This is a genomic window from Pseudooctadecabacter sp., from assembly GCF_020627745.1.
GTDB lineage: Bacteria > Pseudomonadota > Alphaproteobacteria > Rhodobacterales > Rhodobacteraceae > Octadecabacter.
The window spans coordinates 1-22426 of record NZ_JAHDGE010000038.1 but is presented as its reverse complement, the minus strand read 5'-3'; the positions used below and the strand labels follow the sequence as shown (position 1 = coordinate 22426).

Genomic DNA, 22426 nt, shown 5'->3' with positions numbered 1-22426 from the left:
TGGGGGGAAGTGGCGGACAGACAGGGATTCGAACCCTGGAGACGGTCTCCCGCCTACACACTTTCCAGGCGTGCGCCTTCGACCACTCGGCCACCTGTCCGTGGGCGCGGTCTACCCAAAAACCACCCCGGGGGGCAAGGCCCAAATTGAGGATTCTTTGCAAATTACGTGCGTCCCGACCGACAGGCGCCATCGGTCGGGGGCAAGGGGGTTGATGCACCCGTCTTCAAGCGCGGTGGTGCGGCGAACCGTCCCTCCGGCGGGCGCTCGTCGGGCCAGCTGACGTCAAGGCGTGCGATGGTTGCGTGCGGCAATCCCGAAGAGGAGTCCCAATACGATTTCACTGACCGCCGCGACAAGGATGGCAAAGGTCGCGGTGCCTGCCAGATAGTGGAACACGCCGGTCGCCGCCACGCCGAACCAGACCAGCGCGGTAAGCGCCGCGAACCGGCTGGCAAACGGGCCCGGCGGCAGCGGACTGGCCAGCAGCAACAACGCCCCCAACCCCATGATCGCCGGTGACAGCCGCTGCGCCGCAAAGGGCATGGTGTCAGGGTCGTACTGCGGCACATAAAGCGACAGATAGACCTGTGGGGCCGCCAGCAGGATCGCCCCGAGGATCAACGCAAACAGGCCCGTGACCGTGAACAACGCACGGAACATCATGGCACCAGATGCAGGTAGACACGGCGGTTCTGCTTGCCCTTCTTTTCGATCTTGCCCAGACGCACCGCGCCGATTTCGGAGGTATAGCGCACATGGGTGCCGCCACAGGGCTGAAGATCGGCGGTGTTCTCACCCTCCCCGATCCGCACCAGCCGGATTTTTCCGGCCCCCTTGGGCGGGGCCACCGACATGGTTTTGACGAGGCCGGGGTTGGCCTCAAGCGCGGCTTCGGTGATCCATTCGTCGGTCACCTCGAAATCGCAGTCGATCAACTTGTTCAACGTCTCTTCAAGGGCGGCTTTGTCGTCCGGCGCATCCGGCATGTCGAAATCCAGACGCCCCTTGTCCGTCCCGATCGACCCGCCGGTGACGGGCAGCGGAATGACCACTGACAACAGGTGCAGCGCGGTATGAACCCGCATATGCCGGTGCCTGCGTTCCCAATCCAGCGATTGCATCACCCGCGCACCCACAGGCGGCAACGGATTTGGCTCTGCGGGGACCAAAATGATGCTGCCGCCCTCACCCTTCACAGTCGTGGCAATGTCGATGCGGCCCCCCTCCCACGTCAGCGTGCCGCTGTCGCCGGGCTGGCCGCCGCTGGTGGCATAAAAAATCGTGGCATCCAGTATGATGCCGCCTTCGTCGGTGACGGCAAACACATCCGCTGCGGCGTCCCTGAGGTAGGCGTCTTCGATAAACCGTGACCGTGTCATGTGGCGGCCTCCCCGTCGCCGTCGTCTTTCGTCAAATCGCTGGGTCGGGCCGGATCAGGAACATCGCTCTGGCCGCGCTGCAGGCTTTCTGGGTTGCGCAGCCACAGATCCCGTTGGGCGAAGGGAATTTCTATGCCGGCTTCGGCGAAACGCGCGTTGATGGAATGGTTCATGTCGGAATGTACGGCCATAACCCAGTTCACATCGCGCAAATAGGCGCGGATCTCGAAATCCAGACTGTCCGCGCCAAAGCCGCGGAACAGCACCGACGCGGGCGGATTGGCAATGACCATGGGATGGTTTTCGGCGATGTCTTTCAGGATGTCCGTCACCTGCTTGGTATCCGTGCCATAGGCCACGCCCACGGGGACGATAACCCGACCGACATTGTTGCCTCGGGTCCAGTTGGTCACCTGTCCCGCCACCAGATCGGCGTTGGGCACAATCACATCGGTTTTGTCAAACGTCTCGATCCGTGTGGACCGGACGGAGATGTCGCGCACATATCCCATCTGGCCGCCCACCTCGATCCAGTCGCCTTCGCTGATAGGCCGTTCGATCAGCAGGATAATACCGGCGACAAAGTTGCTGACGATGTTTTGCAGGCCAAAGCCGATGCCCACGGACAGGGCCCCCGCCACAATCGCAAGCCCGCTCAGGTCGATACCGGCTGTGGTGATGGCGATGAGGGCAGCCAGAAAAATCCCGACGTAGCCCATCCCCGCCACAATCGCGTTCTGACCCCCGATATCAAGTTTCGTGCGCGGCAGCACGGTCGTGCGCAATGCGGCCTGCACCAGCCGCGTCACCGTGTAGCCGACAATGAAAATCACCACAAAGGTCAGGAAGGACGTGGGCGAAATCCGCGTCGCCCCGATGGCAAATCCTTCGCGGAAGCGCGCCCAAAGTTCGGTCAGGTCGGTCAGTTGCGCGCCCCAGATGATCGCCAGCACCGGCAGCGCAATCACGATCAGGGCAAATCCGATCAACACAGGGATCAACGCATCCTGCGCGCTGTTCTCGGAATTGGACAACAGCGTGTAGGCATCCACCGACAGCCGCTGCAGGATCAGCAGGATACCCAGCACATAGAGGGTCATGCCTGCCGGAAAGGGGATCGCCTCAAAGGCGCTGTCATATCCCAATGCGGCCAGCACCACCGCCACGACGGCGGCCAGCATCATGCCGCGGCTGACCATGCCGCGCAACGACTGCCGGAACGACCGTGCAGCATCGGCGTCTTCGCTCGCGGTGTCACGGCGCAGCTTGTGGCCCAGCCAGTACAGCGTCCAGCACAGGACAAAGCCCACAGGAAACATCAACACAGCGGTGGGCGCGGCCTCGAAACTGTTGACCCGCGCGAAAAGACCCGCATAGGCAAAAGCCATCAACGCGTAGCCCAGCCAGACAAACCGTCGCGCCGCACGGGCCGACGCCTCCTCGTCCAGCTTCAGCGGATGATCCTCCGCCGTGCGGCCCTGCGGCATCAACAGGCCCGACAGCCAGTGTGCAAGGATCGGAAACAGCCCGTAGAGCGGCAGCGCACGCACCAGATTTTCCGTCCGCCGGCCCAGCATCGACGTCAGGTCAAGCGCTTGCGACAGCGCCACCAGACCCACAAACGGAATGATGATCTGCCCCAAAGACAGCACAAAGCGCACAACACCCTGCCCGCGCCGCGTGCGCGCCTCAAGCAGGCCGGACAGATGCCCGAACCAGACCCGTCCACGGACCACCAGAACCAGCGCCACCGCCAGAAGTGCCAGAATGGCCGGCAGTTGTTGCGCGAATTCCGCACGTCTGTTCGGGCTTTGCATCTGGGTCGCGACCTCCCCCCGTGTGGACAGGACGGCGCGCAGAACCGCATCGAAGGTCGCAGGCCAGACCGTGGGGTTCAGCGGCGATGTGGTGCGTTCGGTGAACCGCTGGGCCTGCCTGTCGCGCACGATGCTGTCGATCTCTCCGATCAGGCCGTCAGCCCGCGAATAGGCCTCATCCGCCAGCCGCGACGGCGCCCGCAACAGCTGCAACCGTTCGGTCAGCTCGGCGCGACGGGCAATCACGCGGGGGTCCTCTTCGCCCACCTCGGGGGCGGGACCCAAGGCGTCGATCTGGTCCTGCACAGTGGCAATGCGGGCGCTGTTGGTGCTTTGTCGGGACAAAAACACCCCGCGCCAGTCCACCAGCTGGTCGCGCAACTCGGCCAGCGCCGCGTTTGATGCGCGACCGGTCTGGATCGCGTCCCCCGCCCTTTCGCTGAATCCGTTCCACGCGTCCAGATCGTCAAAGACCGCAGGCAGCGCCTCCGCCTCTTGCGCCTGTTCCTCGGTCAGTTCTACCGCGCCCGGATCGGGGGTCTGTTCCTGTGGTGCTGCATCGCCTGTCAGGTCCGGCAACACACCTGTGCCCTGCGCCAAGACAGCGCTGGCCGACAAAACCAGCCACAGGGCCGCCAGCCGTGCGACCAACCGGATCATACGTCTTCCATCACCGATGGAATCTCGGCCGCGGGCCGGTCCAGCCAGTCCGGCACGGGAAGGCCCTTTTCTCGCAGGAAGTCAGGGTTATAAAGCTTGGATTGATACCGCGTGCCGTAGTCGCACAGGATCGTTACAATCGTATGGCCCGGCCCCATATCGCGCGCCATGCGCACGGCACCGGCGATGTTCACACCGCTGGACCCGCCCAGACACAGCCCCTCGTCCGCCAGCAGATCAAAGACATAGGGCAGCGCTTCGCTGTCATGGATGTTGTAGGCGTAATCGGGCGTCAGGCCCTTCAGGTTCTCGGTGATCCGCACCTGTCCGATGCCTTCGTTGATCGACCCGCCCTCGGTCATCGTCAGCTCACCCTTGGTGTAGTAATTGAACAAAGCCGCCCCGTCAGGGTCCGCCAGACCAATCTTCACGCCCTTTGGCTGCAACGCCATGGCCACGCCCGCCAGCGTCCCGCCGGAGCCTACGGCACAGATAAATCCATCCACCTTGCCGCCTGTCTGGTCCCAGATTTCGGGGGCCGTGGTTTCGATATGGGCCTGCCTGTTGGCGACATTGTCAAACTGGTTGGCCCAGATCACGCCTTCATTGGTGGTGCGCGCCAGTTCCTTGGCAAGGCGTTCGGAATAGCGCACGAAATTGTTGGGATTGCGGTACGGGGCCGCTGGCACCTGCACCAGTTCGGCACCGGCCAGCCGCAACATCTCTTTCTTTTCTTCGGATTGTGTCTCGGGGATGACAATGACCGTCTTGAATCCCATGGACGCCCCCACAAGCGCGAGGCCGATGCCCGTATTGCCCGCCGTGCCCTCGACAATCGTACCGCCCGGTTTCAGCAGGCCCTGTTCCACCGCGTCGCGGATGATGAACAAGGCCGCACGGTCCTTGACCGACTGGCCGGGGTTCATGAATTCGGCCTTGCCCAAAATCTCGCAGCCCGTGGCCTCGGACGCGGCATTCAGACGGATCAGGGGGGTGTTGCCCACTGCGGCGGCAAGGTCTTTGCGGATGGTCATGGGATCGGGCCTTTCATTCTTCCCCTAAGGGTGTATGGGGTCCGCCCCCATCGTTCAAGCCGTTGGCGCGCGCAAGCGGTCGCGATTGCGCGCCAGCCAGTGCCCCGCCACCAAAAGCGGCAGCAGATTGAACCGCCCCGCGTTCAGCCCTGCATCAAATTCGGCCCAATCCATCACGTGGGACCGGATGTCTTCAGCCTCGGACGGAAGGCCCCCCGCACCGGCGGAGCCATCAGGCAAATCGCACAGCCCCACATAAACAAAGAAATGTTCCGTCGTCGTGCCCGGGCTGGGATAGGCCGCCGACACGCAATGCAGATCCCGCAGATCAACACCCGCCTCTTCCGACGCCTCTCGGCGCGCGGCCTCTTCGGGCCCCTCTCCGGGGTCGATGCGGCCCGCGATCGGCTCAACCGTCCAGGGGTTCGGATCGCCGCGCAGATAGGCACCGGGGCGGAATTGTTCGACCACCATAACGCGGTCGCGCACGGGGTCATAGGGCAGCACGATGGAACAATCGACGCCCACAAACACCACACGGTTCACCGGATCGGACATCGTGCCGTCAAACCGGCGGAACGCCACGTCCAGTTCCTCGACCGTGAAAAACCCCGAATAGGCCTTGCGCGCCTCAATCAGCTGCACGTCGGCGCGGCCCATGCCCCGGCCCGCGGCCTCTCGTGCGGCCCGCTGGCGCGATGCGGCGCGGGCCATCATCTGCGGATAGCGGCCCCCCATGACCGGCGCCGGCACCTCGCCGTAGAGGGCCATCGCCTCGCGCGCGGTCATGGTTGTCACCTCCCCCAAGGCCGCGATCCAGCCCTCGCGGTCCCACGGCTCCGCCGGGGTCCAGCGCCCCTGCTCGCCCACGTAACAGGTCACATGGCGGGGCTGCTCATGCGCGTCCAGCACGACAAACCCCACCCTGTCATAGCCAAAGGCCTTTTCGTAATAATCCAGCCGCGCCACCGCGTCATCGCTTAACCCCTCCACGATGATGCCCTCGGCCACAGCATCCGCATCCTCGTGCATCATGGGAAAGACCTGCCCGCTGACGCGACTGACACGGAACCCCTTTCGCACCGCGAACCGGACCTTGTCGCGGACGTCCGCATCGCCGCTGACCACCTCCAGCAAGGGCAGGTGCAGCAGGGTGCCAAACAAGAACAGATCCATCAGCTGAACCGACGTCCGAAAAATTCGGTCACCAACCCGCCAAGCACCCCGCCCACAAGCAAGGTCGTGATGATGTCCGGCGTGGCCATCATCACCGCATGTTCGATAAACAACTCGAAGATATGGGTCACAGCCTCGCCCGGTCCGTCATACCGTTTGCGCAGCGAAAATTCGATCATCACAAAGAACGAATTGAAAAACAGCCCCATCACCACAAGCGCCACCAGCGTCGTCAGCCCGTAACTGATCGCGGCCACATAGCCCGTCCCGGCCCGTGGCCCTGCAATCTTCCAGCCTGCAAAAAGACCCAGTCCCGTATTGAGTTCCTGAAACCAGCCCAGATCGGTGCCTTCGGGAAACAGCGGAATGATCAGCAACGACACATACCACGCCAGCGCCCCGAACCAGATGGCCCCGACCAATCGTCCGAATGTTGGCATGTCCCTGCTCTCCGTCTCTGGTGGCCTCTGCTGCGCCCCCTTGGAACGGGGGCCTAGGCTGCGGGCTTTGTCACCGTAATTTGCGTTACATCGCAGATACCCCCGCGGAACGCGCCCGCGCAAGAGGTCAGGTAAAAGTTCCACATCCGCCGGAACCGGTCGTCAAAGCCCAACGCCTCGACCTCGTCCCATTTTTCGTTGAACGTCTCATACCAGCGGCGCAGGGTTTCGGAATAGCTCTGTCCGAATTCCACGGACCCGCTGACCTCCAGACCGGACTTTGCGATTGTCTCCCGCAGGATCGTCGGCGCGGGCAACATGCCGCCCGGAAAGATGTATTTCTGAATGAAATCCACGCCGCGTTTGTAGACATGCCACCGGCGGTCCTGCACCAGAATGATCTGGAACGTGCCCCGCGCACCGGGCTTGAGCCGCTCGCGCACCGTATCAAAGTACACCGGCCAGTATTTCTCGCCCACGGCCTCGAACATCTCGATGCTGGCAATGCCGTCATATTGGCCCGTCTCGTCGCGGTAGTCCTGTAGCTTGAATTCGACCATGTCGGAAAGTCCGGCCTTTTCAATGCGATCTACGGCGTACTTATACTGTTCCTGACTGATCGTCAGACAGGTCACACGCAACCCCCGCTCCTTGGCGGCATATTCCGCAAACCCGCCCCAGCCGCAGCCGATCTCAAGCACGTGATCACCCGCCTTCGCGCCCATTTCATCTACCATGGAGGCGTACTTTTGCGTCTGCGCCTTTTCCAGATCCTCCTGCCCCGTGACATATTTGGCCGACGAATAGGTCATCGTATCGTCCAGCCACAGCCCGTAGAAATCATTGCCCAGATCATAGTGGTAGCTGATGTTCTTCTTGGCCTGCCGCTTGGAATTGCTCTGCAACCAGAACCGCAGCTTTTCATAGGCGCGCACCAGACCCTGGCCTGGAAAGCCGTCATAGATGTCTTCGGCGTCGTCGCTCACCAGATCCATAAAGGCCATCAGGTCAGGCGTGGACCACCAGCCGTCCATGTAAGCCTCCGAAAAGCCCAGATCCCCCTCACGGATCAGCCGCGCAAACAAATCCACATTGTGAACCTCGATCACCGCCACATAACCCGGCTCGGGCGCTTCGGCCCGAAAGGTCCGCCCGTCCGGCAAGATAAAATCCACCCGCCCCCGTTTCAGCGATTTCGACATCGCAAAGACATTGCTGAAATAGCGGGGCAGATTGGCCTGCCCTTGGGTGGTGGTAAGGATCATGAACGGGGTTCCAAGTCTTTGTTTTGCGTTGCTTAAGGTACGGCGCGCACCCCAAATTGGTTTCGAAAGATGTTAACCAATGCCCAAGGGGGTGTCACGGGCCAAGTGTCACGTCCGCGTGACACCTCAAAAGTCGCGGTTCTCATAGGCCGACAGGGCCCGCTTGCGTCCCTCGGACGCCTCGACGATGGGGTCAGGATAGGCGTCATCCGGTGACATCGGCCAGCTTTCGGGGATCGCATCGAAATAGGACAGCGCCGTGTCCGACGGATCGCCATAGCCTTCCGCAATCCACGCCCGCCTGTAGGCCCCGTCGCGGTCGAACTTCTCCACCTGTGTTTCGGGGTTGAACACGCGGAAATAGGGCGTCGCATCGGGGCCTGATCCCGCCGACCACTGCCAGCCCATGGCGTTGCTGGCGGGGTCCCAGTCGATCAGGCAGTCCTCAAACCACTTTTGCCCGATCCGCCAGTGACACATCAGATGTTTCGTCAGATAGGACGCCACGATCATCCGCCCGCGGTTGTGCATGGTGCCGGTCACATACATCTCCCGCAGGGCGGCATCGACAAAAGCCAGCCCCGTGCGTCCCTGTTTCCACGCCTTTACCTCGGCCAGCCGTTCGTCCTCGTTCCACGGGAAGGCATCCCAGTCCTCGCGCCAGTTCCGGTCCACGATGCGCGGGGTGTGATGGGCCAGATGGTAGGCAAACTCGCGCCAGACAAGTTCCTTGCAAAACGTCTCGGCGCCCTTGCTGCCCTCCTCCATCTGCCGCCGCCCCGCGTGCCAACAGGTGGCCGGGCTGATCTCCCCATAGGTCAGGTTTTCCGACAGCCGAGACGTGCCATCCACGGCCGGCAAATCCCGGTTGGTGTCATAATCGTCGACCTTGTGGGACAAAAACGCCCCCAGCCGCCCCCGCGCGGCCTCTTCGCCCACACAAATGTGGCGCGCCACCACAGCCGCCCCCCGCTCCATGGCATCGGCCAGCCCCCAATCGTCCAGATCATCGGACGCAGGCCAGCTGTCAGGTGCCGCCAGATCCGACGGCGCTTTCAAGGGGGTCGCCACATCGCGCCCCCGCACGGATTTCCACATAGGCGTGAAGACCTTGTAAAATCCGCCTGTCTTGGTCTCCACCGTCCAGGGTTCAAACAGCAGATGCCCCGCGTGGGACGCCACTTCGATGCCGTCGTCCTTCAACGCCGCCTTCACCGACGTGTCCCGCGCCTTGGTCTGCGGGTCATAAAGACGGTTCCAAACCACTGCCTCCGCGCCCGTCTCCTCGATCAACGCGCGCAACACGTCCAGCGCGGCACCCCGCCGCAGGATCAACCGCGATCCCGCCTCAGCCAAAGCCTGCCCGAACACGCGCACACCCTCGCCCAGCCGGAACTTCGGCGCAGCCCCGTGGCCCTCGACCACCTCGTCACAGATAAAGACCGGAATGACAGGCCGCCCCGACGCACAGGCCTCGCTTAACGCCGCATTGTCGCTCAGCCGCAAATCCCGCCGCACCCAATAGATCACAGGCTTCATGCCGCCCTCCCCAGTCTTTGGGCGCAACCTAACCCGACAGGGCACAACGCCAAGGCTTCACCTGGCCAAAAAACTCCCGCCGGAGGCTCGTGGGATGGCGGGTGGGGCGTCGGCGCAGCCGCGCGTCACCCCATCCCTGACCCTCACGCGTTCACATCGACCACGACACGGCCCTTGACCTGACCCTTCAGGATGTCCCGCCCCAGTGCGGGCAAATCCGACAGACCTGCGGGCTGCACCATGGCCTCCAGCTTGTCCATGGGCAGGTCCTTGGCAATCCGCGCCCAGGCCCGGACCCGGTTGTCATAGGGTTGCATCACACTGTCGATGCCCAGCAGGTTCACACCGCGCAGCAAAAACGGAATGACCGTCGCCGGCAGCGCCGCCCCCCCGGCCAGACCTACAGCCGCGACAGAGGCCCCGTATTTCATCTGCCCCAAAAGCCGCGCCAGCATCTCACCACCCACAGCATCCACACACCCGGCCCATGTCTCGCCCTCCAAGGGCCGCTTGGTCGTCTCGTTCAGCTCCTCGCGGGGCACAATCTGCGTGGCCCCCAGCGATGTCAGATAATCAGCCGTCTCGGGCCGCCCTGTCACGCCCGCCACCTCATGGCCGAGGTTCGCCAGAATGGCCGTCGCCACCGACCCCACGCCACCGGCAGCCCCTGTAACCAAGACCGGCCCATCCTTGATGCCGTGATCTTCCAACGCCATGACCGCCAGCATCGCCGTAAAGCCCGCCGTGCCCACGGCCATCGCCTGACGCGTATCAAGGCCCTCCGGCAGCGGCACCAGCCAGTCGGCCTTGACGCGCGCCTTTTGGGAATATCCGCCCCAATGGGCCTCGCCCACGCGCCAGCCGGTCAGCACAACCTTGTCGCCGGGTTTGTAGCGGTCATCGTCCGATGCCTCGACCGTGCCTGCAAAATCAATGCCAGGAATGTGGGGGTAATTGCGCACCAGACCGCCGCCCGGCCCGATGCACAGCCCGTCCTTGTAGTTCACAGTGGAATATTCCACCGCAACCGTCACCTCGCCGTCGGGCAGACGGTCCATGTCCATCTGCTGGACAGAGGCGCTCGTCTTGCCCTCATCGTTCTTCTCAACCACCAAAGCGTTAAACATATCGTTCTCCTTTATTGCGCTCGGCGCCCTAAAATTCGCAGAATTTCAGAATGCCCTAAATCCAAAACGTCTCGTGCACGATGGCCGGAAAGACACCGCTTTGTGTGATAACGTCCAGGTCGGTCCCTTGATCCCAATGGGTCATCCGCACCATGCCAATGGCGACGTTGTGTTCAAAATCGGGGGAGAACGCCGATGACGTGACCGACCCCACCTGCCGCTGGCCATCCATCAGGGCCCATTCACGATCACAGGGCGGCAAATCCCCCTCGATCCGCAAGGCGCGGATCTGTTTGACCGGCCCTTCCTTGCTGACCCGCAACAGCGCATCGCGCCCCACACAGCCAATCGCCGTCTGGGTCGAACAGAACCGCCCCAATCCGGCCTCATGCGGCGTGTTCTCGCGGGTCATGTCGTTGCCATAGGACAGCAACCCGCCCTCGATCCGTTCAATCAGATTGGGGCACCCCGCGTGGACATCCAGATCGCGTCCCGCCTCCATCAAGGCATTCCACAACGGCATCCCGTGTTCAGAGCCATCCACATAAACCTCGAACCCGCCCTGCTTTGAATAGCCGGACCGCGCCACAACATGGCTCCTGCCCCCAAATTCGAACATCCCGAACCGGAAGAATTTAAGGTCCTTGACCTTGTCGCCAAACACCCGTGCGGCAAGTTCATCCGCCTTCGGTCCCTGGATCGCCAAAGGCGACACATCCGGCTCGTCCACCAGAACATCCATGCGAAGACCGTAGGCCAAACCCTTGACCCACAACAACAAATCACTATCGGCAATGGACACCCAATAGCGGTCTTCGGCCAGTTTCACCGCCACCGGATCGTTCAGCATCCCGCCGGTTTCATCCACCATCGGCACGTAATAACACATCCCCGGCAGCATCCCGCGCAGATCACGCGGGGTCAGCATCTGCATCAGACGTCCCGCATCGGGCCCGCGGATTTCCACCTGCCGTTCGACCGACACATCCCAGACCTGCACAGCCGACTTCAGATGTTTGTAATCCTCCACCACACTGCGAAAAACAGTGGGCAATAACATACGGTTATAGACCGTATATCCCTTGACCCCAGCCGCTTCTACCCCGTCCGAAAACGGCGTCCGGCGCACGCGCCGTGACCCTGCGATGACCGCCATGTCAGGCCTCCGTCATAAAAATAAGATCGCTGTCGATGGTCGTGCATCCCGCCGCCGTCAACATCGCATGGATTTGCCCACGGTGGTGGGTCTGATGGTTGAACATATGTGCGATGCACAGCTGTCGCGGATGGGTGAAGGTCTTGCCGTAAATCTTTGATGTCCAAACAACATCGCCCGTCAGATCAACCGTCTTCAAACCACGCGCCCATTCGCGGATCACCCCGTCCACACGGAACCGTTCCGCCAGCCACTCCGCTGGCGTCGCCACATCGGCCTCCCGCACCGCGATTGTCGCGTCCAACCGGTTCAACCACAACAGATCGGCCCACAGCACATGCACCAGAGTTTCAAAGATCGACCCGAAGAACGCCCCGCGATCAGCGCGCAACGCATCTTCATCCATCGCCTTAACATGATCACGCAAGCTGTTGTTTTGCCATTGATTGTACCGCGCCATCGTCCGGCAGTACTCAGCCGTGATCATGGCTTGGGGCCTTTCCAGTCAATCGGGCAAATCTCTGCCGACATGCCGCCAAAATCCCAGACGCGGCCATAGTCGCGCACCTTCGATTTCAGGCCCTTGGCCGCGATGATATCCGGCCCCATCCAGTATTTCGAATTTGAGATCATCACCGGATGATCAGGAGACGCGCCGTCAATCATCTCGATCTCACCGGCGATCTTGCGCCCGATATAAAGCCCGCGTTTCTTGCCATCGCGCACGATTTCGACCTTCTCACGCTCGGCCCCGATGATCTCGGACACAAGGAAGGTAAACAGGCCCGTCGTGCCACCCGCCGCCCCGCTGAAAATCTTGAGCAACCCGTTGTAGGCCTTCTGGGTCGACCGCTCATCCACATAAGCGGCCACGCGCCAGTTGCCTTCCCCCATGCGGCCCGGAATATCGACCAGCAGACCGACATTCAGCCCGGCCAGATCCTCACCCTCGAAATGGCCCTCATCAATGGCGATGGCCATCCACGCATGACAATGTCCTTCGGTGGGCGGATGCGCGCCCAAGGATACAACACAGGGGCAAAACACGGTGCAGGAGCAGTTCAAAAACAGCTCCCCCTTGATGGCCCATTCCGTGGGCTTCATCTTGCGGCGCAACGGGTTGCTGTCCATCTTGCTGTCGATGCGCTGCGAAATCGGCAGCCGGTCGGCGGGGGGACGTGTTTTGGCCATGGTGACCTCCTACAGGTTGGCCCAAACGGGCAAGATAAGGCCCGCGGCGATCAAAACGACCCCCGCCGGTTTCGTGACGATATGCCCGACGCTGGGCAGTTTTTCCAAAATCATAAACAGCGTGGCCAGCCCCATCCAAAGCAGGCTCATGACGCCACCGACAAAGCCAAGCGCCATAAAGCCCCAGCAGCAGCCCACGCAAAACGCGCCCAGCCCCAGCCCCATGCGCAGCCCACCGGCAAAGCCGGTCTTCCAGTGGCCGATGAAATACATCATCGGGGAATGACATACGCCGTGGCAGACCTCTTTCGCACGCGTGAACTGAAACAGCCCCACGATCACCAGCAAGGCGCCCGCGAAGATCGAAGAGGATGCGATCCCGAGGGCATCGACAGCCCCCAGCGCGATCAGCCCCACCTGCACCACAGAAATCAGCGCCGCAAAGGCGACCCAGATCACAAAATAGCCCAGCAAAACGCCGCCCCATCCGGCGCGCGTGCCGTTGGCGCTGACCATCAGGTCCTCATAGGCGCGCAGGGTGGGCACCAACGTTGGCAACATCATCGCGGCCATCATGATGGCCCACATGGGAAACAGCGCACCAAAGCCGACCATGGGCATCATGTTGGCCCCCACGGGGCGGCCCACCAGATCAACACCCGACATCGCGGCCATCATGTACATCACCGCCCACGCCAGCAGGATCAGCGCGAAAAACGCCACCCACAGCACGGACCGGATGTTGAACATGGCTCCCACGAAATGCGCCCTCCCAAGCGACTCGGATGTTGCCTTTCTAAATGTCAGACGTTTAAATGTCTGACAAATGAAAAATGCACCTGATCTCTCCGCCCAAATCGCCAAATCCATCCGCGACGCCATCGTGTCGGGCGATCTGGACGTGGGCGAGCGTCTGCCGAGCGAGGCCGAGCTCAGCGATCAGTTCGATGTCTCCCGCTCCACCGTGCGTGAGGCGTTGAAACGCCTCGCCGCCCAATCGCTGATCCGCACCCAACGCGGCGCCACCGGCGGGGCCTTTGTCAACAAGCTGCGGTTCGAAGACGCCTACGGCCAGCAGATCACCACCTCTGCGCTGCTCCTGTCGATGAACGCCGTCGATTTCACCACCGCGTGTGAGGCCCGCTTTGCCCTCGAACGCGCCTGCGCGCCGCTGTCGGCCCAGCGGCGCAGCGCCGACCATCTGGCCACCATGCGCGCCGAAATCACCCGTCAGGCGCAACCTGGGCTAAGCGACGAAAGCTTCTGCGCCTCCGACGTGGCCTTTCACCGCGCGCTGGTCGATGGCGCGGGCAATCCGGTGCTGTCCTACCAGCTGGCCGGCGCTGTTGAGGCGATTGAACCCCTGATGAACATGATCACCTTCACCGCGCGGTCCCGCGACCGCATCGTGGGCCTGCACACCCGGATCGCCGACGCGCTGGAGGCGCGCGATGCGGACCAGACCGTGGCGCTGCTGGATACATTGGCCGATTACACCGCCGAATTGGGCCAATCCGTGGCCGCCAAAAGAAAAGACACCCCAAAAGGGAACTGATCCGCCCCGCCTTGCGTAGACTTGACAGCACCCAGCAAGGACACCCCATGGACTATATCAATATCGCGATCGCCCTCTTGACCATCGCCTTCGGCGCCTTCGGCTTTCTCGCCCCCCGCTACACGGCCAGCGCTCTGGACATGGAGCCGACAAAATCCACCATGGGTCTGAGCGAATTGCGCGCAGGATCGGGTGGTCTGTTTGTCTCCACCGGCCTGTGGTGTCTGATCACCGGCGCGGATTACGCCTATTTCATGCTGGGTGTGATGTATGTGGGCGCGGGCGCAGGCCGTGCGCTCTCCATCGCCCTCGACAGCCCGCCGATCAAGAAGGCACTGGTGTTCCTTGCCTTTGAATGGCCCCCCGCCGCCTTTCTGATCTGGTACAACTGGCCCGTCTGACCCCCCGTCCCCGTTTCGTTTTGCCAAAAATACTCAAACGCCCCCTTTGCACCACGCGCCCCCGCCCCTATATATGGGATGTCCTTCGGGACTATGAACATAAACGCGCTCGTAATAAGCGGATCGGACCCGGGGGCGGTACCCGGCGTCTCCACCAAACACCGTTCATTTGACGGACATGGGGACGAAACAGGATCGACGAACGTCTAAAGGGGTTAGCTTTGTTTCGGTGAGTTACCACCGTTATCGGTACATTCAAGCTAGTTGCAAATGACAACAATGCTCCGGTCGCACTCGCAGCGTAAGCTGTGCGTAACACCGAAAATTAAGCCCTAAGGCCTAGCAGCTTTAGGCGGGGTTCGCAGGCACCTGGCAACAGAAGCCTGCACTAATTCCCCTGCATCTTGAACAATCCTCTCGACGCTCAAGTCCGTCGCAGGTGTTTGCTCCGCAAACCCCCGAGGCAACAGAAGCCTGCACTTTACATCCCCCGGATTTGCGCCACCATTGCGATATGAGATCACTCGCCCTCCCCCTCATGCTCTGCGCACATCCCGCCTTGGCCTGTGACACGGCGTTGCTCCTGACCATTGACGTGTCCAACTCCATCGACGTGGCCGAATACCGCCTCCAGACAGATGGCATGGCCGACGCCGTGCTGGACGACGAAGTGGCCGAAGCCCTCATTCAGGGGCAGGTCGCCGTGGCTGTGATTCAATGGTCCGGAGTCGACCGGCAGGAGGTGTCGATCCCCTGGCGGCAAATCCGCTCCTTGCCTGATGTCCAGACATTCGCCGCCGATGCGCGCCTGATGCCCCGCGCCTTCGTGATGTCCGACACAGCCCCCGGTGATGCGATCCTCTTTGCCCTCGACTACATGCAGCAGGCACCGCAATGCGGCCGCGAGGTCATTGATATCTCGGGCGACGGCACGCCGAACTCCGGCTCGGACACCCGCACCGCCGCGCGTGAGGCTGAACGCCGCGGCGTCACCATCAATGGCATCGCCATCGAAAGCATGGGGCTGGCCATCACCAACTTTTTCACCCGTCAGGTCGTCACCCGCGACGGCTTCGTGATCACCGCACAGCGCCACCGCGACTACCCCCGCGCGATCCGCGAAAAAATCCTGCGCGAGGTGTCGCGCATCTTCGGATGACGCCGCCCACGCACCAGCGCCTAAAGCGGCAGCGCCACGGTTGATTTGATCTCTTCCATGCTCAGCAAGGCCGTGACATTGAACACCCGCACCTCCGAGATCAGCGCCTGATAGAACACATCATAGGCGCGCGCGTTTTTGACCCGCACTTTGAGGATATAATCAATATCCCCCGCCAGCCTGTGCGCCTCCTGCACCTCCTCGCGGTCCATCAATGCTTTCAGGAACTTGGCCTGCCAATCGGCCTCATGTTCCGACGTGCGGATCAGCACGAAAAAGCACGCCTCGAACCCCAGGGCTTCGGCATCCAGCATGACCGTCTGCTGGCCCACCACACCGGCCTCGCGCAGCTTGCGAATCCGGTTCCAGACCGGCGTCTTGGACGACCCCACCTCACGTGCGATTTCGTCCAAGCTGCGTGACGCATCCGCCTGCAACGCCCGTAGGATTTTCCGGTCCAAATCGTCAATCCGAACATCCATCCGCTTTTCACCCCATTTGGAAAACAACCTGACTGACCTCAGGGTTACGCGGGACATACGTCCCTTTCAAGGCCAAACAGGGGGCAATTCGCGGAACATTATTCTATATTCACCCCAAGAGAAGAGGTGACACATGAAGCACTTTCCAATTTTTCTGGCCGTCGAAGGCCGCCGCATCGTCCTTGCAGGCGGTGGTGATGCAGCATTGGCCAAGCTGCGGCTGATCCTCAAGACGCAGGCAAACATCACCGTCATCGCCGCAGATGCCGCGCCTGAGATCGAAAGCTGGGCTGCCGAGGGTCGCCTCACCCTGATCCGCCGCGCGATGGAACCCGGCGACGCCATGTGCGCGGCCCTCTTCTACGCCGCCCATGAGGACGAGGCCGAGGATGCGCGCACCGCCGCCCTCGCCCACCGCGACGGCGCACTGGTCAATATCGTCGACAATCTGGGCGACAGCCAGTTCATCACCCCCGCCATCGTTGATCGTGACCCCGTCACCATCGCCATCGGCACCGAAGGCGCGGCCCCCGTTCTGGCGCGCGCCATCAAAAAAGACCTCGAAGAAAAGCTCCCCGCATCGCTCGGCACCCTCGCCCGCATCGGCAAGGGGTTCCGCAAAATGGCGGAGGCCTTGCCCTTTGGCGTGGCCCGCCGCAACTTCTGGTCGGATTACTATTTCAACGCAGGCCCCCGCGCCATCGCGGCGGGCGAAGACGCCGTGGAACCCGCCCTGCACGCCCTGCTGGCCGACCATCTGAACGCCGACGCCAAGCCCGGCCATGTCGATCTGGTCGGCGCGGGTCCCGGTGATCCTGACCTGTTGACGCTCAAGGCCCGCCGCGCCCTCGATAAAGCCGACGTCGTCATCTACGACCGTCTGGTCACCCCCGAAATCCTCGAACTGGCGCGGCGTGAGGCGATCATGATCGACGCGGGTAAAACCGGCTTTGGCCCCGCCATGGCACAAGACGACATCAACGCGCTGATCGTCCAGCACGGGCGGGACGGGCACCATGTGGTGCGCCTGAAGGCCGGTGACCCGACGGTCTTTGGTCGTCTGGACGAAGAAATCGACGCCATTGAAGCCGCAAACCTCAGCTATGCCATCGTGCCCGGCATCACCGCAGCCTCTGCGGCGGTGGCCAACATCGGGCAAAGCCTGACCAAACGGGGGCGCAACTCCTCCGTGCGGTTCATCACCGGTCACGACACCAAAGGCTACGCCGATCACGACTGGCGCGCGCTGGCCGAAGACGGCCAAGTGGCGGCCATCTACATGGGCAAGAAATCCGCCCGCTTCATTCAGGGCCGCCTGCTGATGCACGGCGCCGATCCCCTGACGCCTGTCACCATCATCGAAAACGTCAGCCGCACCGACCAACGGGTCATCGCCACCACCTTGGGTGATCTGGAACCCACGATGACCGATGCCAACCTCACCGGTCCCGCGCTGACCTTCCTTGGCCTCGCCCCGCGCGAAGCCGTCACCGCCGCCCGATCCGCACCATCCCTGCAGGAGGCCCTGTAACATGCCCCGTCAATTCACCCCCAAAGTCATCACCGCCAATCGCCTGCTGGAAGGCGACGCTGTCTGGTTCACCACGCAGGACACATGGTCCGGCAACATCCATGACGCCGAATTTCTGACCGACGAAGCCCACGCCGATCTGCGCCTGCTGGAAGCACAGGCGCAGGCCCATGTCATCGCCGGTGCCTATCTGGCCGACGCCAAACAAGGCGACAACGGTCCCGAACCCACCCATTTCAGAGAGGCGTTCCGCACCCGCGGCCCCTCCAACTATCCGCACGGCAAGCAGGAGCAAAATCATGTATAAATACAATGACTTCGATGAGGCTTTCGTGCGTGAACGTGTGGCACAGTTCCGTGGTCAGGTGGAACGCCGCATTGACGGATCGCTGACCGAGGATGAATTCAAGCCGCTGCGTCTGATGAACGGTCTCTACCTGCAACTGCACGCCTACATGCTGCGTGTGGCCGTGCCTTATGGCACGCTCAGCAGCGCGCAGATGGACCGCCTCGCCCACTTGGCCGAAACCTATGACAAAGGCTACGGCCATTTCACCACCCGTCAGAACATCCAGTACAACTGGCCGGAGCTGAAGGACGTGCCTGATATGCTGTCCGATCTGGCGGACGTGGGCATGCACGCCATCCAGACCTCCGGCAACACGATCCGCAACGTAACCGCCGACCATTTCGCCGGTGCCGCCGCGGATGAGGTGGCGGACCCGCGCCCCGTGGCGGAACTGCTGCGTCAGTGGTCCACGGACCACCCCGAATTCCAGTTCCTGCCGCGCAAGTTCAAGATCGCCATCACCGGCGCCGAAGACGACCGCGCCGTGATCAAGGCCCATGATATTGGCCTGCAACTGCGCCGCGTGGACGGCACCCTTGGCGTGCGCGTCATCGTGGGCGGCGGCCTTGGCCGGACGCCGATGATTGGCAAGGTCCTGCGGGACTTCCTGCCGCTGGAGGATCTGCTGCCCTATACGGAGGCCGTCGTCTCCGTCTGGAACCGTCTGGGCCGTCGTGACAACAAATACAAAGCGCGCATCAAGATCACCGTGCATGAGCACGGGATCGAAGAAATTTCCCGCCTTGTCGAGGACCGTTTCACGGCGATCAAACCCGGCTTTTCCGGCGTCGATCAGGAGATTTTGCGAGAAATTGAGACCCAGTTCGCCCCACCCGCGTTCCGCAACGCCCCCACCGATGCCTATGATGCGGCCTATGCCGCCGACCCCCTGTTCCGGTCCTGGGCCGACACGAACCTGACCGCGCACCGCGCCGAGGGCTATGCGATCGTCAGCATTTCACTGAAAAAACACGGGGCCACGCCGGGCGACGCCACCGCCGACCAGATGCGTGTCATGGCGGACCTTGCGCGCACCTACGGCCATGATGAATTGCGCGTCAGCCATGAGCAGAACATCATCCTGCCCCATGTCCACAAATCCGACCTGCCCGACCTTTACGCCGCCCTGCGCAGCGCCGATCTGGCGACGGCGAACATCGGCCTCGCGTCCGACATCATCGCCTGCCCGGGCATGGATTACTGTGCGCTGGCCACAGCGCGGTCCATTCCCATCGCCCAGCAGATTGCCGAACGGGTCGAAGAGCTGAAGATCGAACATGAGGTCGGCCATCTGAAGATCAAAATCTCCGGCTGCATCAACGCCTGCGGGCATCACCATGTGGGCCACATCGGCATCCTCGGTCTGGACCGTGCGGGCGTCGAAAACTACCAGATCACGCTGGGCGGCGACGGCACGCAGCATGCGGCCATCGGTGAACGCGCTGGCCCCGGCTTTGCCTATGATGAAATCGTGCCCGCGATTGAACGGCTGATCACAGGCTACCTCGCCCTGCGGGAGCACGAAGACGAGACCTTCATCGAGGCCTACCGCCGTCTTGGTGCGGCCCCGTTCAAGGCCATTCTTTACCCACAGGAGGCCCGTGATGCCGCTTGACGGACGCACCCAAACCCTAAACCGCCTGTTCAAGGACCGTGAGGCTTTGGATGTGGTGGATCACGCCCTGACGCAGCTGGGCGAGGTCGCCATGGTCAGCTCCTTCGGGGCGGACTCTGTCGTGCTGTTGCACATGGCCGCCCAAGTTGACCGGAACGCCCGTGTGGTGTTCATCGACACGGAGATGTTGTTCCCCGAAACGCTGGCCTATCAGACCCAAGTGGCAGACACCCTTGGCCTGACCAATGTGGACATCATCCGCGCGCCGCGGGCTGCCGTGTTTGAACGCGACAACGAAAACCTGCTGCATTTGCACGACCCCGACGCCTGCTGCCATCTGCGCAAAACCGAACCGCTGGACCGTGCATTACGCGGGGTAGATGCGTGGATCACAGGGCGCAAACGTCATCAAGGGGGCGCACGCGCCGCACTTGATCTGTTTGAGGTGGACCGCCCCTTGGGCCAGCTGCCCCGCATCAAGGTGAACCCGCTGGCCCATTGGGACAGCGACGATCTGCGGGGGTACATCGAAGCGCACAGCCTGCCGCGCCATCCGCTGGTAGCCAAGGGTTATCCCAGCATCGGCTGCGTGCCCTGCACCTCCCCCGTGGGCCACGGCGAAGATGTGCGCGCGGGCCGGTGGCGGGATCAGGGCAAGACGGAATGTGGCATTCATTTTGGCGCGGACGGCGTGGGCCGCAGCACCTGATTTTTGAGTATTTTTGGCAAAACGAAACCAAAAGGGCGCGTTTGCCGGACCGAAAGGACAAGACGATGACAGTAGTGGTAAATGACGCGGGCTTTGCGTCTGATGACTGGACGGCCCCGATTGTGGCACTGGACGCGCTGGCGGCCAATGACGGGGGCGCGGTGGCGGTTGATCTGGCCTCTGACGCGGAACCTGGCCGTCTGGCGGACCGGTTGGACACCATTGATATGATCCGCGTGGATTTCCCCAGCTTTGCCGACGGGCGCGGGTTCACCATCGCCGCGCAACTGCGGCGCATGGGGTTTCAGGGCCGGTTGCGCGCGCGGGGCCATGTAATTGCCGATCAATATGCCATGGCACGCCGGTCCGGTTTCGACGAGGTCGAGATTGACGAGGCACTGGCCGCGCGCCAGCCCGAGGACCAGTGGCTGCGCCGTGCCGATTGGCAGGCCCACAACTATCAGGCCCGCCTGCGCGGCTAAGCCCCCTTTTCTAGACACAGATCACAGCGTAACAGAGGAGCGTGGGGCGACACCCCGCGCCAGATGCACATGACAGAAATGACACCCGTGACCCAAGACAAGACCAAAGCCGTTCCCGCCCTGCCCGACGCGCAAACCGTGACGGAGGTCAAACATTACACCGACCGTCTGTTCAGCTTTCGCTGCACGCGGCCTGCATCCTTGCGGTTCCGGTCCGGCGAGTTCGTGATGATCGGCCTGATGGGCGACCCGCACCCCGAGACCGGCAAGGTGAAGCCCCTGTTGCGCGCCTATTCCATCGCCTCGCCGTCGTGGGATGAGGAGATGGAGTTTTATTCCATCAAGGTGCCCGACGGCCCGCTGACCTCCAAATTGCAGCACATCAAGGTGGGCGATGAGGTGATCCTGCGCCCCAAGCCCGTGGGCACGCTGGTGCATGACGCGCTGCTGCCCGGCAAACGGTTGTGGTTTTTCGCGACCGGCACGGGCTTTGCGCCCTTTGCGTCGCTGCTGCGCGAGCCGCAGACCTATGAGGATTATGATGAGGTCATCATCACGCACACCTGCCGCGAAGTGGGCGAACTGACCTATGGCCGCGATCTGATCGAAGGCCTGAAGCAGGATGAATTGCTCAACGAAGTGATCGGCGACGGCTTCTGGAAAAAGATCAAATACTACCCGACCACCACCCGCGAAGAGAGCCCCAAGATGGGCCGCATCACGGACCTGATGAAATCCGGTGAGGCCTTTGCCGATCTGGGCGTGCCGCCCCTGAACAAGGACACGGACCGCGCGATGATCTGTGGCAACATGGCGTTCAATCTGGAACTGAAGGCCATGTTCGAAGACTACGGGCTGGAGGAAGGCGCAAATTCGAAGCCCGCCCATTACGTGGTTGAAAAGGCGTTCCTCGACTAGGAATCGCGTCGCTGAATGCAAAAGGGCCGCTCAATCGAGCGGCCCTTTTCGTTTTGTGCCAATGGCTTACTGGCCCAGACGTTCGCCCAGACGTTGCAACGTGCCTTCCAGAAGGTCGGGGTTGCGCTGTGCGCCGATCAGGGCTGCGCGAGACACCGCCTTGGTCTGATCATCCATGTCGGATGCGTCAATCGCCTCGGCCAGCGCGTCGAAATCGAACCCGTCCACTGTCAGCAGCGTGCCAAGGTCCATGCCGTCCGCAGCCTCGGTCACATCATTGATCGCCTCTTGTGCGGAATTGCCCTCTTCAACCGCGTCACTGGCCAACTCGGTCGCGACATCGGCTGCTTCGGACGTCGTGGCCTCGCCCTGCTCGACCGCCTCGGCGGCTTCGGCAGCGGCTGCGTCTTCGATGGCTTCCTCTGTGTCGGCAGCTTC

At 62.3% G+C, this 22426-nt stretch carries 23 protein-coding genes, 1 tRNA gene, 1 other RNA gene and 1 pseudogene; 10 read left to right on the top strand and 16 right to left on the bottom strand.

Annotation, left to right across the window (positions count from 1 at the left end; translation table 11 throughout):
* Positions 1–10: 10 nt before the first annotated feature.
* The 14 genes from QZ653_RS12750 to QZ653_RS12685 all read right to left on the bottom strand — a co-directional run bounded on the left by QZ653_RS12750 (position 11) and on the right by QZ653_RS12685 (position 13537).
* Positions 11–100, bottom strand: a tRNA-Ser gene (locus QZ653_RS12750).
* A 185-nt stretch (positions 101–285) separates the two neighbouring features.
* A complete protein-coding gene (locus QZ653_RS12745; RefSeq protein WP_296420499.1) occupies positions 286–666 on the bottom strand; it encodes a hypothetical protein in 381 nt (126 codons plus the stop codon).
* On the bottom strand, positions 663–1382 hold the full coding sequence (locus QZ653_RS12740) for an alanyl-tRNA editing protein (protein WP_296420497.1): 720 nt from the start codon (positions 1380–1382) through the stop codon (positions 663–665). The genes QZ653_RS12745 and QZ653_RS12740 overlap by 4 nt, the downstream gene beginning before the upstream one ends.
* A complete protein-coding gene (locus QZ653_RS12735) occupies positions 1379–3859 on the bottom strand; it encodes a DUF3772 domain-containing protein (protein WP_296420495.1) in 2481 nt (826 codons plus the stop codon). Before QZ653_RS12735 ends, QZ653_RS12740 begins: the two co-directional genes overlap by 4 nt.
* On the bottom strand, positions 3856–4893 hold the full coding sequence (locus QZ653_RS12730) for a cysteine synthase A (protein ID WP_296420493.1): 1038 nt from the start codon (positions 4891–4893) through the stop codon (positions 3856–3858). Before QZ653_RS12730 ends, QZ653_RS12735 begins: the two co-directional genes overlap by 4 nt.
* Before the next feature lie 54 nt (positions 4894–4947).
* Positions 4948–6069 carry an NUDIX domain-containing protein gene (locus QZ653_RS12725; RefSeq protein WP_296420492.1) on the bottom strand — a complete coding sequence of 374 codons (1122 nt, stop codon included), beginning with the start codon at positions 6067–6069 and terminating at the stop codon, positions 4948–4950.
* Positions 6069–6509 carry a TrgA family protein gene (locus QZ653_RS12720; protein ID WP_296420490.1) on the bottom strand — a complete coding sequence of 147 codons (441 nt, stop codon included), beginning with the start codon at positions 6507–6509 and terminating at the stop codon, positions 6069–6071. The genes QZ653_RS12725 and QZ653_RS12720 overlap by 1 nt, the downstream gene beginning before the upstream one ends.
* 53 nt (positions 6510–6562) lie before the next feature.
* Complete coding sequence (locus tag QZ653_RS12715; RefSeq protein WP_296420489.1) at positions 6563–7774, bottom strand: SAM-dependent methyltransferase; 1212 nt, start codon at positions 7772–7774, stop codon at positions 6563–6565.
* A 126-nt stretch (positions 7775–7900) separates the two neighbouring features.
* A complete protein-coding gene (locus QZ653_RS12710; protein WP_296420487.1) occupies positions 7901–9313 on the bottom strand; it encodes a cryptochrome/photolyase family protein in 1413 nt (470 codons plus the stop codon).
* Positions 9314–9456: 143 nt separating this feature from the next.
* Positions 9457–10440, bottom strand: a complete 984-nt coding sequence (acuI, locus tag QZ653_RS12705; RefSeq protein ID WP_296420485.1) for an acryloyl-CoA reductase — start codon at positions 10438–10440, stop codon at positions 9457–9459.
* Between the two features lie 55 nt (positions 10441–10495).
* Entirely contained in the window at positions 10496–11596 is a 1101-nt protein-coding gene (locus QZ653_RS12700) for a dimethylsulfoniopropionate demethylase (RefSeq protein ID WP_296420483.1), read from the bottom strand.
* Between the two features lies 1 nt (position 11597).
* The gene (locus QZ653_RS12695; protein ID WP_296420482.1) at positions 11598–12083 is read right to left on the bottom strand and encodes a DinB family protein; all 486 of its coding nucleotides are present in this window, start codon (positions 12081–12083) and stop codon (positions 11598–11600) included.
* Entirely contained in the window at positions 12080–12787 is a 708-nt protein-coding gene (locus tag QZ653_RS12690) for a DUF1326 domain-containing protein (protein WP_296420480.1), read from the bottom strand. Before QZ653_RS12690 ends, QZ653_RS12695 begins: the two co-directional genes overlap by 4 nt.
* Before the next feature lie 9 nt (positions 12788–12796).
* On the bottom strand, positions 12797–13537 hold the full coding sequence (locus QZ653_RS12685; protein ID WP_296420503.1) for a DUF2182 domain-containing protein: 741 nt from the start codon (positions 13535–13537) through the stop codon (positions 12797–12799).
* Between the two features lie 76 nt (positions 13538–13613).
* Between QZ653_RS12685 and QZ653_RS12680 the strand changes: the two genes are divergently transcribed.
* From QZ653_RS12680 to QZ653_RS12665, 4 genes are all read left to right on the top strand, one after another.
* Positions 13614–14342, top strand: coding sequence for a FadR/GntR family transcriptional regulator (locus QZ653_RS12680; RefSeq protein WP_296420478.1), 729 nt, complete (start codon positions 13614–13616; stop codon positions 14340–14342).
* Positions 14343–14389: 47 nt separating this feature from the next.
* A complete protein-coding gene (locus QZ653_RS12675) occupies positions 14390–14743 on the top strand; it encodes a DUF4345 family protein (protein ID WP_296420477.1) in 354 nt (117 codons plus the stop codon).
* 41 nt (positions 14744–14784) lie between these two features.
* Positions 14785–15133, top strand: a transfer-messenger RNA (tmRNA) gene (gene ssrA, locus QZ653_RS12670).
* A gap of 124 nt (positions 15134–15257) precedes the next feature.
* Positions 15258–15902 carry a DUF1194 domain-containing protein gene (locus QZ653_RS12665; RefSeq protein ID WP_296420475.1) on the top strand — a complete coding sequence of 215 codons (645 nt, stop codon included), beginning with the start codon at positions 15258–15260 and terminating at the stop codon, positions 15900–15902.
* A 20-nt stretch (positions 15903–15922) separates the two neighbouring features.
* Here the strand turns inward: QZ653_RS12665 and QZ653_RS12660 are convergent, their stop codons facing one another.
* A complete protein-coding gene (locus QZ653_RS12660) occupies positions 15923–16384 on the bottom strand; it encodes an Lrp/AsnC family transcriptional regulator (protein WP_296420501.1) in 462 nt (153 codons plus the stop codon).
* A 133-nt stretch (positions 16385–16517) separates the two neighbouring features.
* On the opposite strand from QZ653_RS12660, the gene cysG reads away from it, so the two are divergent.
* The 6 genes from cysG (at position 16518) to QZ653_RS12630 (ending at position 21988) form a co-directional block, all read left to right on the top strand.
* Positions 16518–17915, top strand: coding sequence for a siroheme synthase CysG (cysG, locus tag QZ653_RS12655; RefSeq protein ID WP_296420473.1), 1398 nt, complete (start codon positions 16518–16520; stop codon positions 17913–17915).
* Between the two features lies 1 nt (position 17916).
* Positions 17917–18222 (top strand): DUF2849 domain-containing protein, encoded by a 306-nt coding sequence (locus QZ653_RS12650; RefSeq protein ID WP_296420471.1) that lies wholly within the window; start codon positions 17917–17919, stop codon positions 18220–18222.
* Positions 18215–19879 carry a nitrite/sulfite reductase gene (locus tag QZ653_RS12645; protein WP_296420470.1) on the top strand — a complete coding sequence of 555 codons (1665 nt, stop codon included), beginning with the start codon at positions 18215–18217 and terminating at the stop codon, positions 19877–19879. The genes QZ653_RS12650 and QZ653_RS12645 overlap by 8 nt, the downstream gene beginning before the upstream one ends.
* Positions 19869–20588, top strand: coding sequence for a phosphoadenylyl-sulfate reductase (locus QZ653_RS12640; protein WP_296420468.1), 720 nt, complete (start codon positions 19869–19871; stop codon positions 20586–20588). Before QZ653_RS12645 ends, QZ653_RS12640 begins: the two co-directional genes overlap by 11 nt.
* Before the next feature lie 65 nt (positions 20589–20653).
* Positions 20654–21070, top strand: a complete 417-nt coding sequence (locus QZ653_RS12635) for a DUF934 domain-containing protein (protein ID WP_296420466.1) — start codon at positions 20654–20656, stop codon at positions 21068–21070.
* 69 nt (positions 21071–21139) lie between these two features.
* Positions 21140–21988 carry a ferredoxin--NADP reductase gene (locus QZ653_RS12630; protein WP_296420463.1) on the top strand — a complete coding sequence of 283 codons (849 nt, stop codon included), beginning with the start codon at positions 21140–21142 and terminating at the stop codon, positions 21986–21988.
* Between the two features lie 66 nt (positions 21989–22054).
* On the opposite strand, the pseudogene QZ653_RS12625 reads toward QZ653_RS12630, so the two are convergent.
* Positions 22055–22426 (bottom strand): annotated as a pseudogene (locus QZ653_RS12625) (hypothetical protein); the annotation flags it as partial.

Excerpts from the sequence above, each read along its gene's own strand:
- QZ653_RS12745 (WP_296420499.1), bottom strand. The coding sequence starts at position 666 with ATGATGTTCCGTGCGTTGTTCACGGTCACGGGCCTGTTTGCGTTGATC.
- QZ653_RS12740 (WP_296420497.1), bottom strand. The coding sequence starts at position 1,382 with ATGACACGGTCACGGTTTATCGAAGACGCCTACCTCAGGGACGCCGCA.
- QZ653_RS12735 (WP_296420495.1), bottom strand. The coding sequence starts at position 3,859 with ATGATCCGGTTGGTCGCACGGCTGGCGGCCCTGTGGCTGGTTTTGTCG.
- QZ653_RS12730 (WP_296420493.1), bottom strand. The coding sequence starts at position 4,893 with ATGACCATCCGCAAAGACCTTGCCGCCGCAGTGGGCAACACCCCCCTG.
- QZ653_RS12725 (WP_296420492.1), bottom strand. The coding sequence starts at position 6,069 with ATGGATCTGTTCTTGTTTGGCACCCTGCTGCACCTGCCCTTGCTGGAG.
- QZ653_RS12720 (WP_296420490.1), bottom strand. The coding sequence starts at position 6,509 with ATGCCAACATTCGGACGATTGGTCGGGGCCATCTGGTTCGGGGCGCTG.
- QZ653_RS12715 (WP_296420489.1), bottom strand. The coding sequence starts at position 7,774 with ATGATCCTTACCACCACCCAAGGGCAGGCCAATCTGCCCCGCTATTTC.
- QZ653_RS12710 (WP_296420487.1), bottom strand. The coding sequence starts at position 9,313 with ATGAAGCCTGTGATCTATTGGGTGCGGCGGGATTTGCGGCTGAGCGAC.
- acuI (WP_296420485.1), bottom strand. The coding sequence starts at position 10,440 with ATGTTTAACGCTTTGGTGGTTGAGAAGAACGATGAGGGCAAGACGAGC.
- QZ653_RS12700 (WP_296420483.1), bottom strand. The coding sequence starts at position 11,596 with ATGGCGGTCATCGCAGGGTCACGGCGCGTGCGCCGGACGCCGTTTTCG.
- QZ653_RS12695 (WP_296420482.1), bottom strand. The coding sequence starts at position 12,083 with ATGATCACGGCTGAGTACTGCCGGACGATGGCGCGGTACAATCAATGG.
- QZ653_RS12690 (WP_296420480.1), bottom strand. The coding sequence starts at position 12,787 with ATGGCCAAAACACGTCCCCCCGCCGACCGGCTGCCGATTTCGCAGCGC.
- QZ653_RS12685 (WP_296420503.1), bottom strand. The coding sequence starts at position 13,537 with ATGTTCAACATCCGGTCCGTGCTGTGGGTGGCGTTTTTCGCGCTGATC.
- QZ653_RS12680 (WP_296420478.1), top strand. The coding sequence starts at position 13,614 with ATGAAAAATGCACCTGATCTCTCCGCCCAAATCGCCAAATCCATCCGC.
- QZ653_RS12675 (WP_296420477.1), top strand. The coding sequence starts at position 14,390 with ATGGACTATATCAATATCGCGATCGCCCTCTTGACCATCGCCTTCGGC.
- QZ653_RS12665 (WP_296420475.1), top strand. The coding sequence starts at position 15,258 with ATGAGATCACTCGCCCTCCCCCTCATGCTCTGCGCACATCCCGCCTTG.
- QZ653_RS12660 (WP_296420501.1), bottom strand. The coding sequence starts at position 16,384 with ATGGATGTTCGGATTGACGATTTGGACCGGAAAATCCTACGGGCGTTG.
- cysG (WP_296420473.1), top strand. The coding sequence starts at position 16,518 with ATGAAGCACTTTCCAATTTTTCTGGCCGTCGAAGGCCGCCGCATCGTC.
- QZ653_RS12650 (WP_296420471.1), top strand. The coding sequence starts at position 17,917 with ATGCCCCGTCAATTCACCCCCAAAGTCATCACCGCCAATCGCCTGCTG.
- QZ653_RS12645 (WP_296420470.1), top strand. The coding sequence starts at position 18,215 with ATGTATAAATACAATGACTTCGATGAGGCTTTCGTGCGTGAACGTGTG.
- QZ653_RS12640 (WP_296420468.1), top strand. The coding sequence starts at position 19,869 with ATGCCGCTTGACGGACGCACCCAAACCCTAAACCGCCTGTTCAAGGAC.
- QZ653_RS12635 (WP_296420466.1), top strand. The coding sequence starts at position 20,654 with ATGACAGTAGTGGTAAATGACGCGGGCTTTGCGTCTGATGACTGGACG.
- QZ653_RS12630 (WP_296420463.1), top strand. The coding sequence starts at position 21,140 with ATGACAGAAATGACACCCGTGACCCAAGACAAGACCAAAGCCGTTCCC.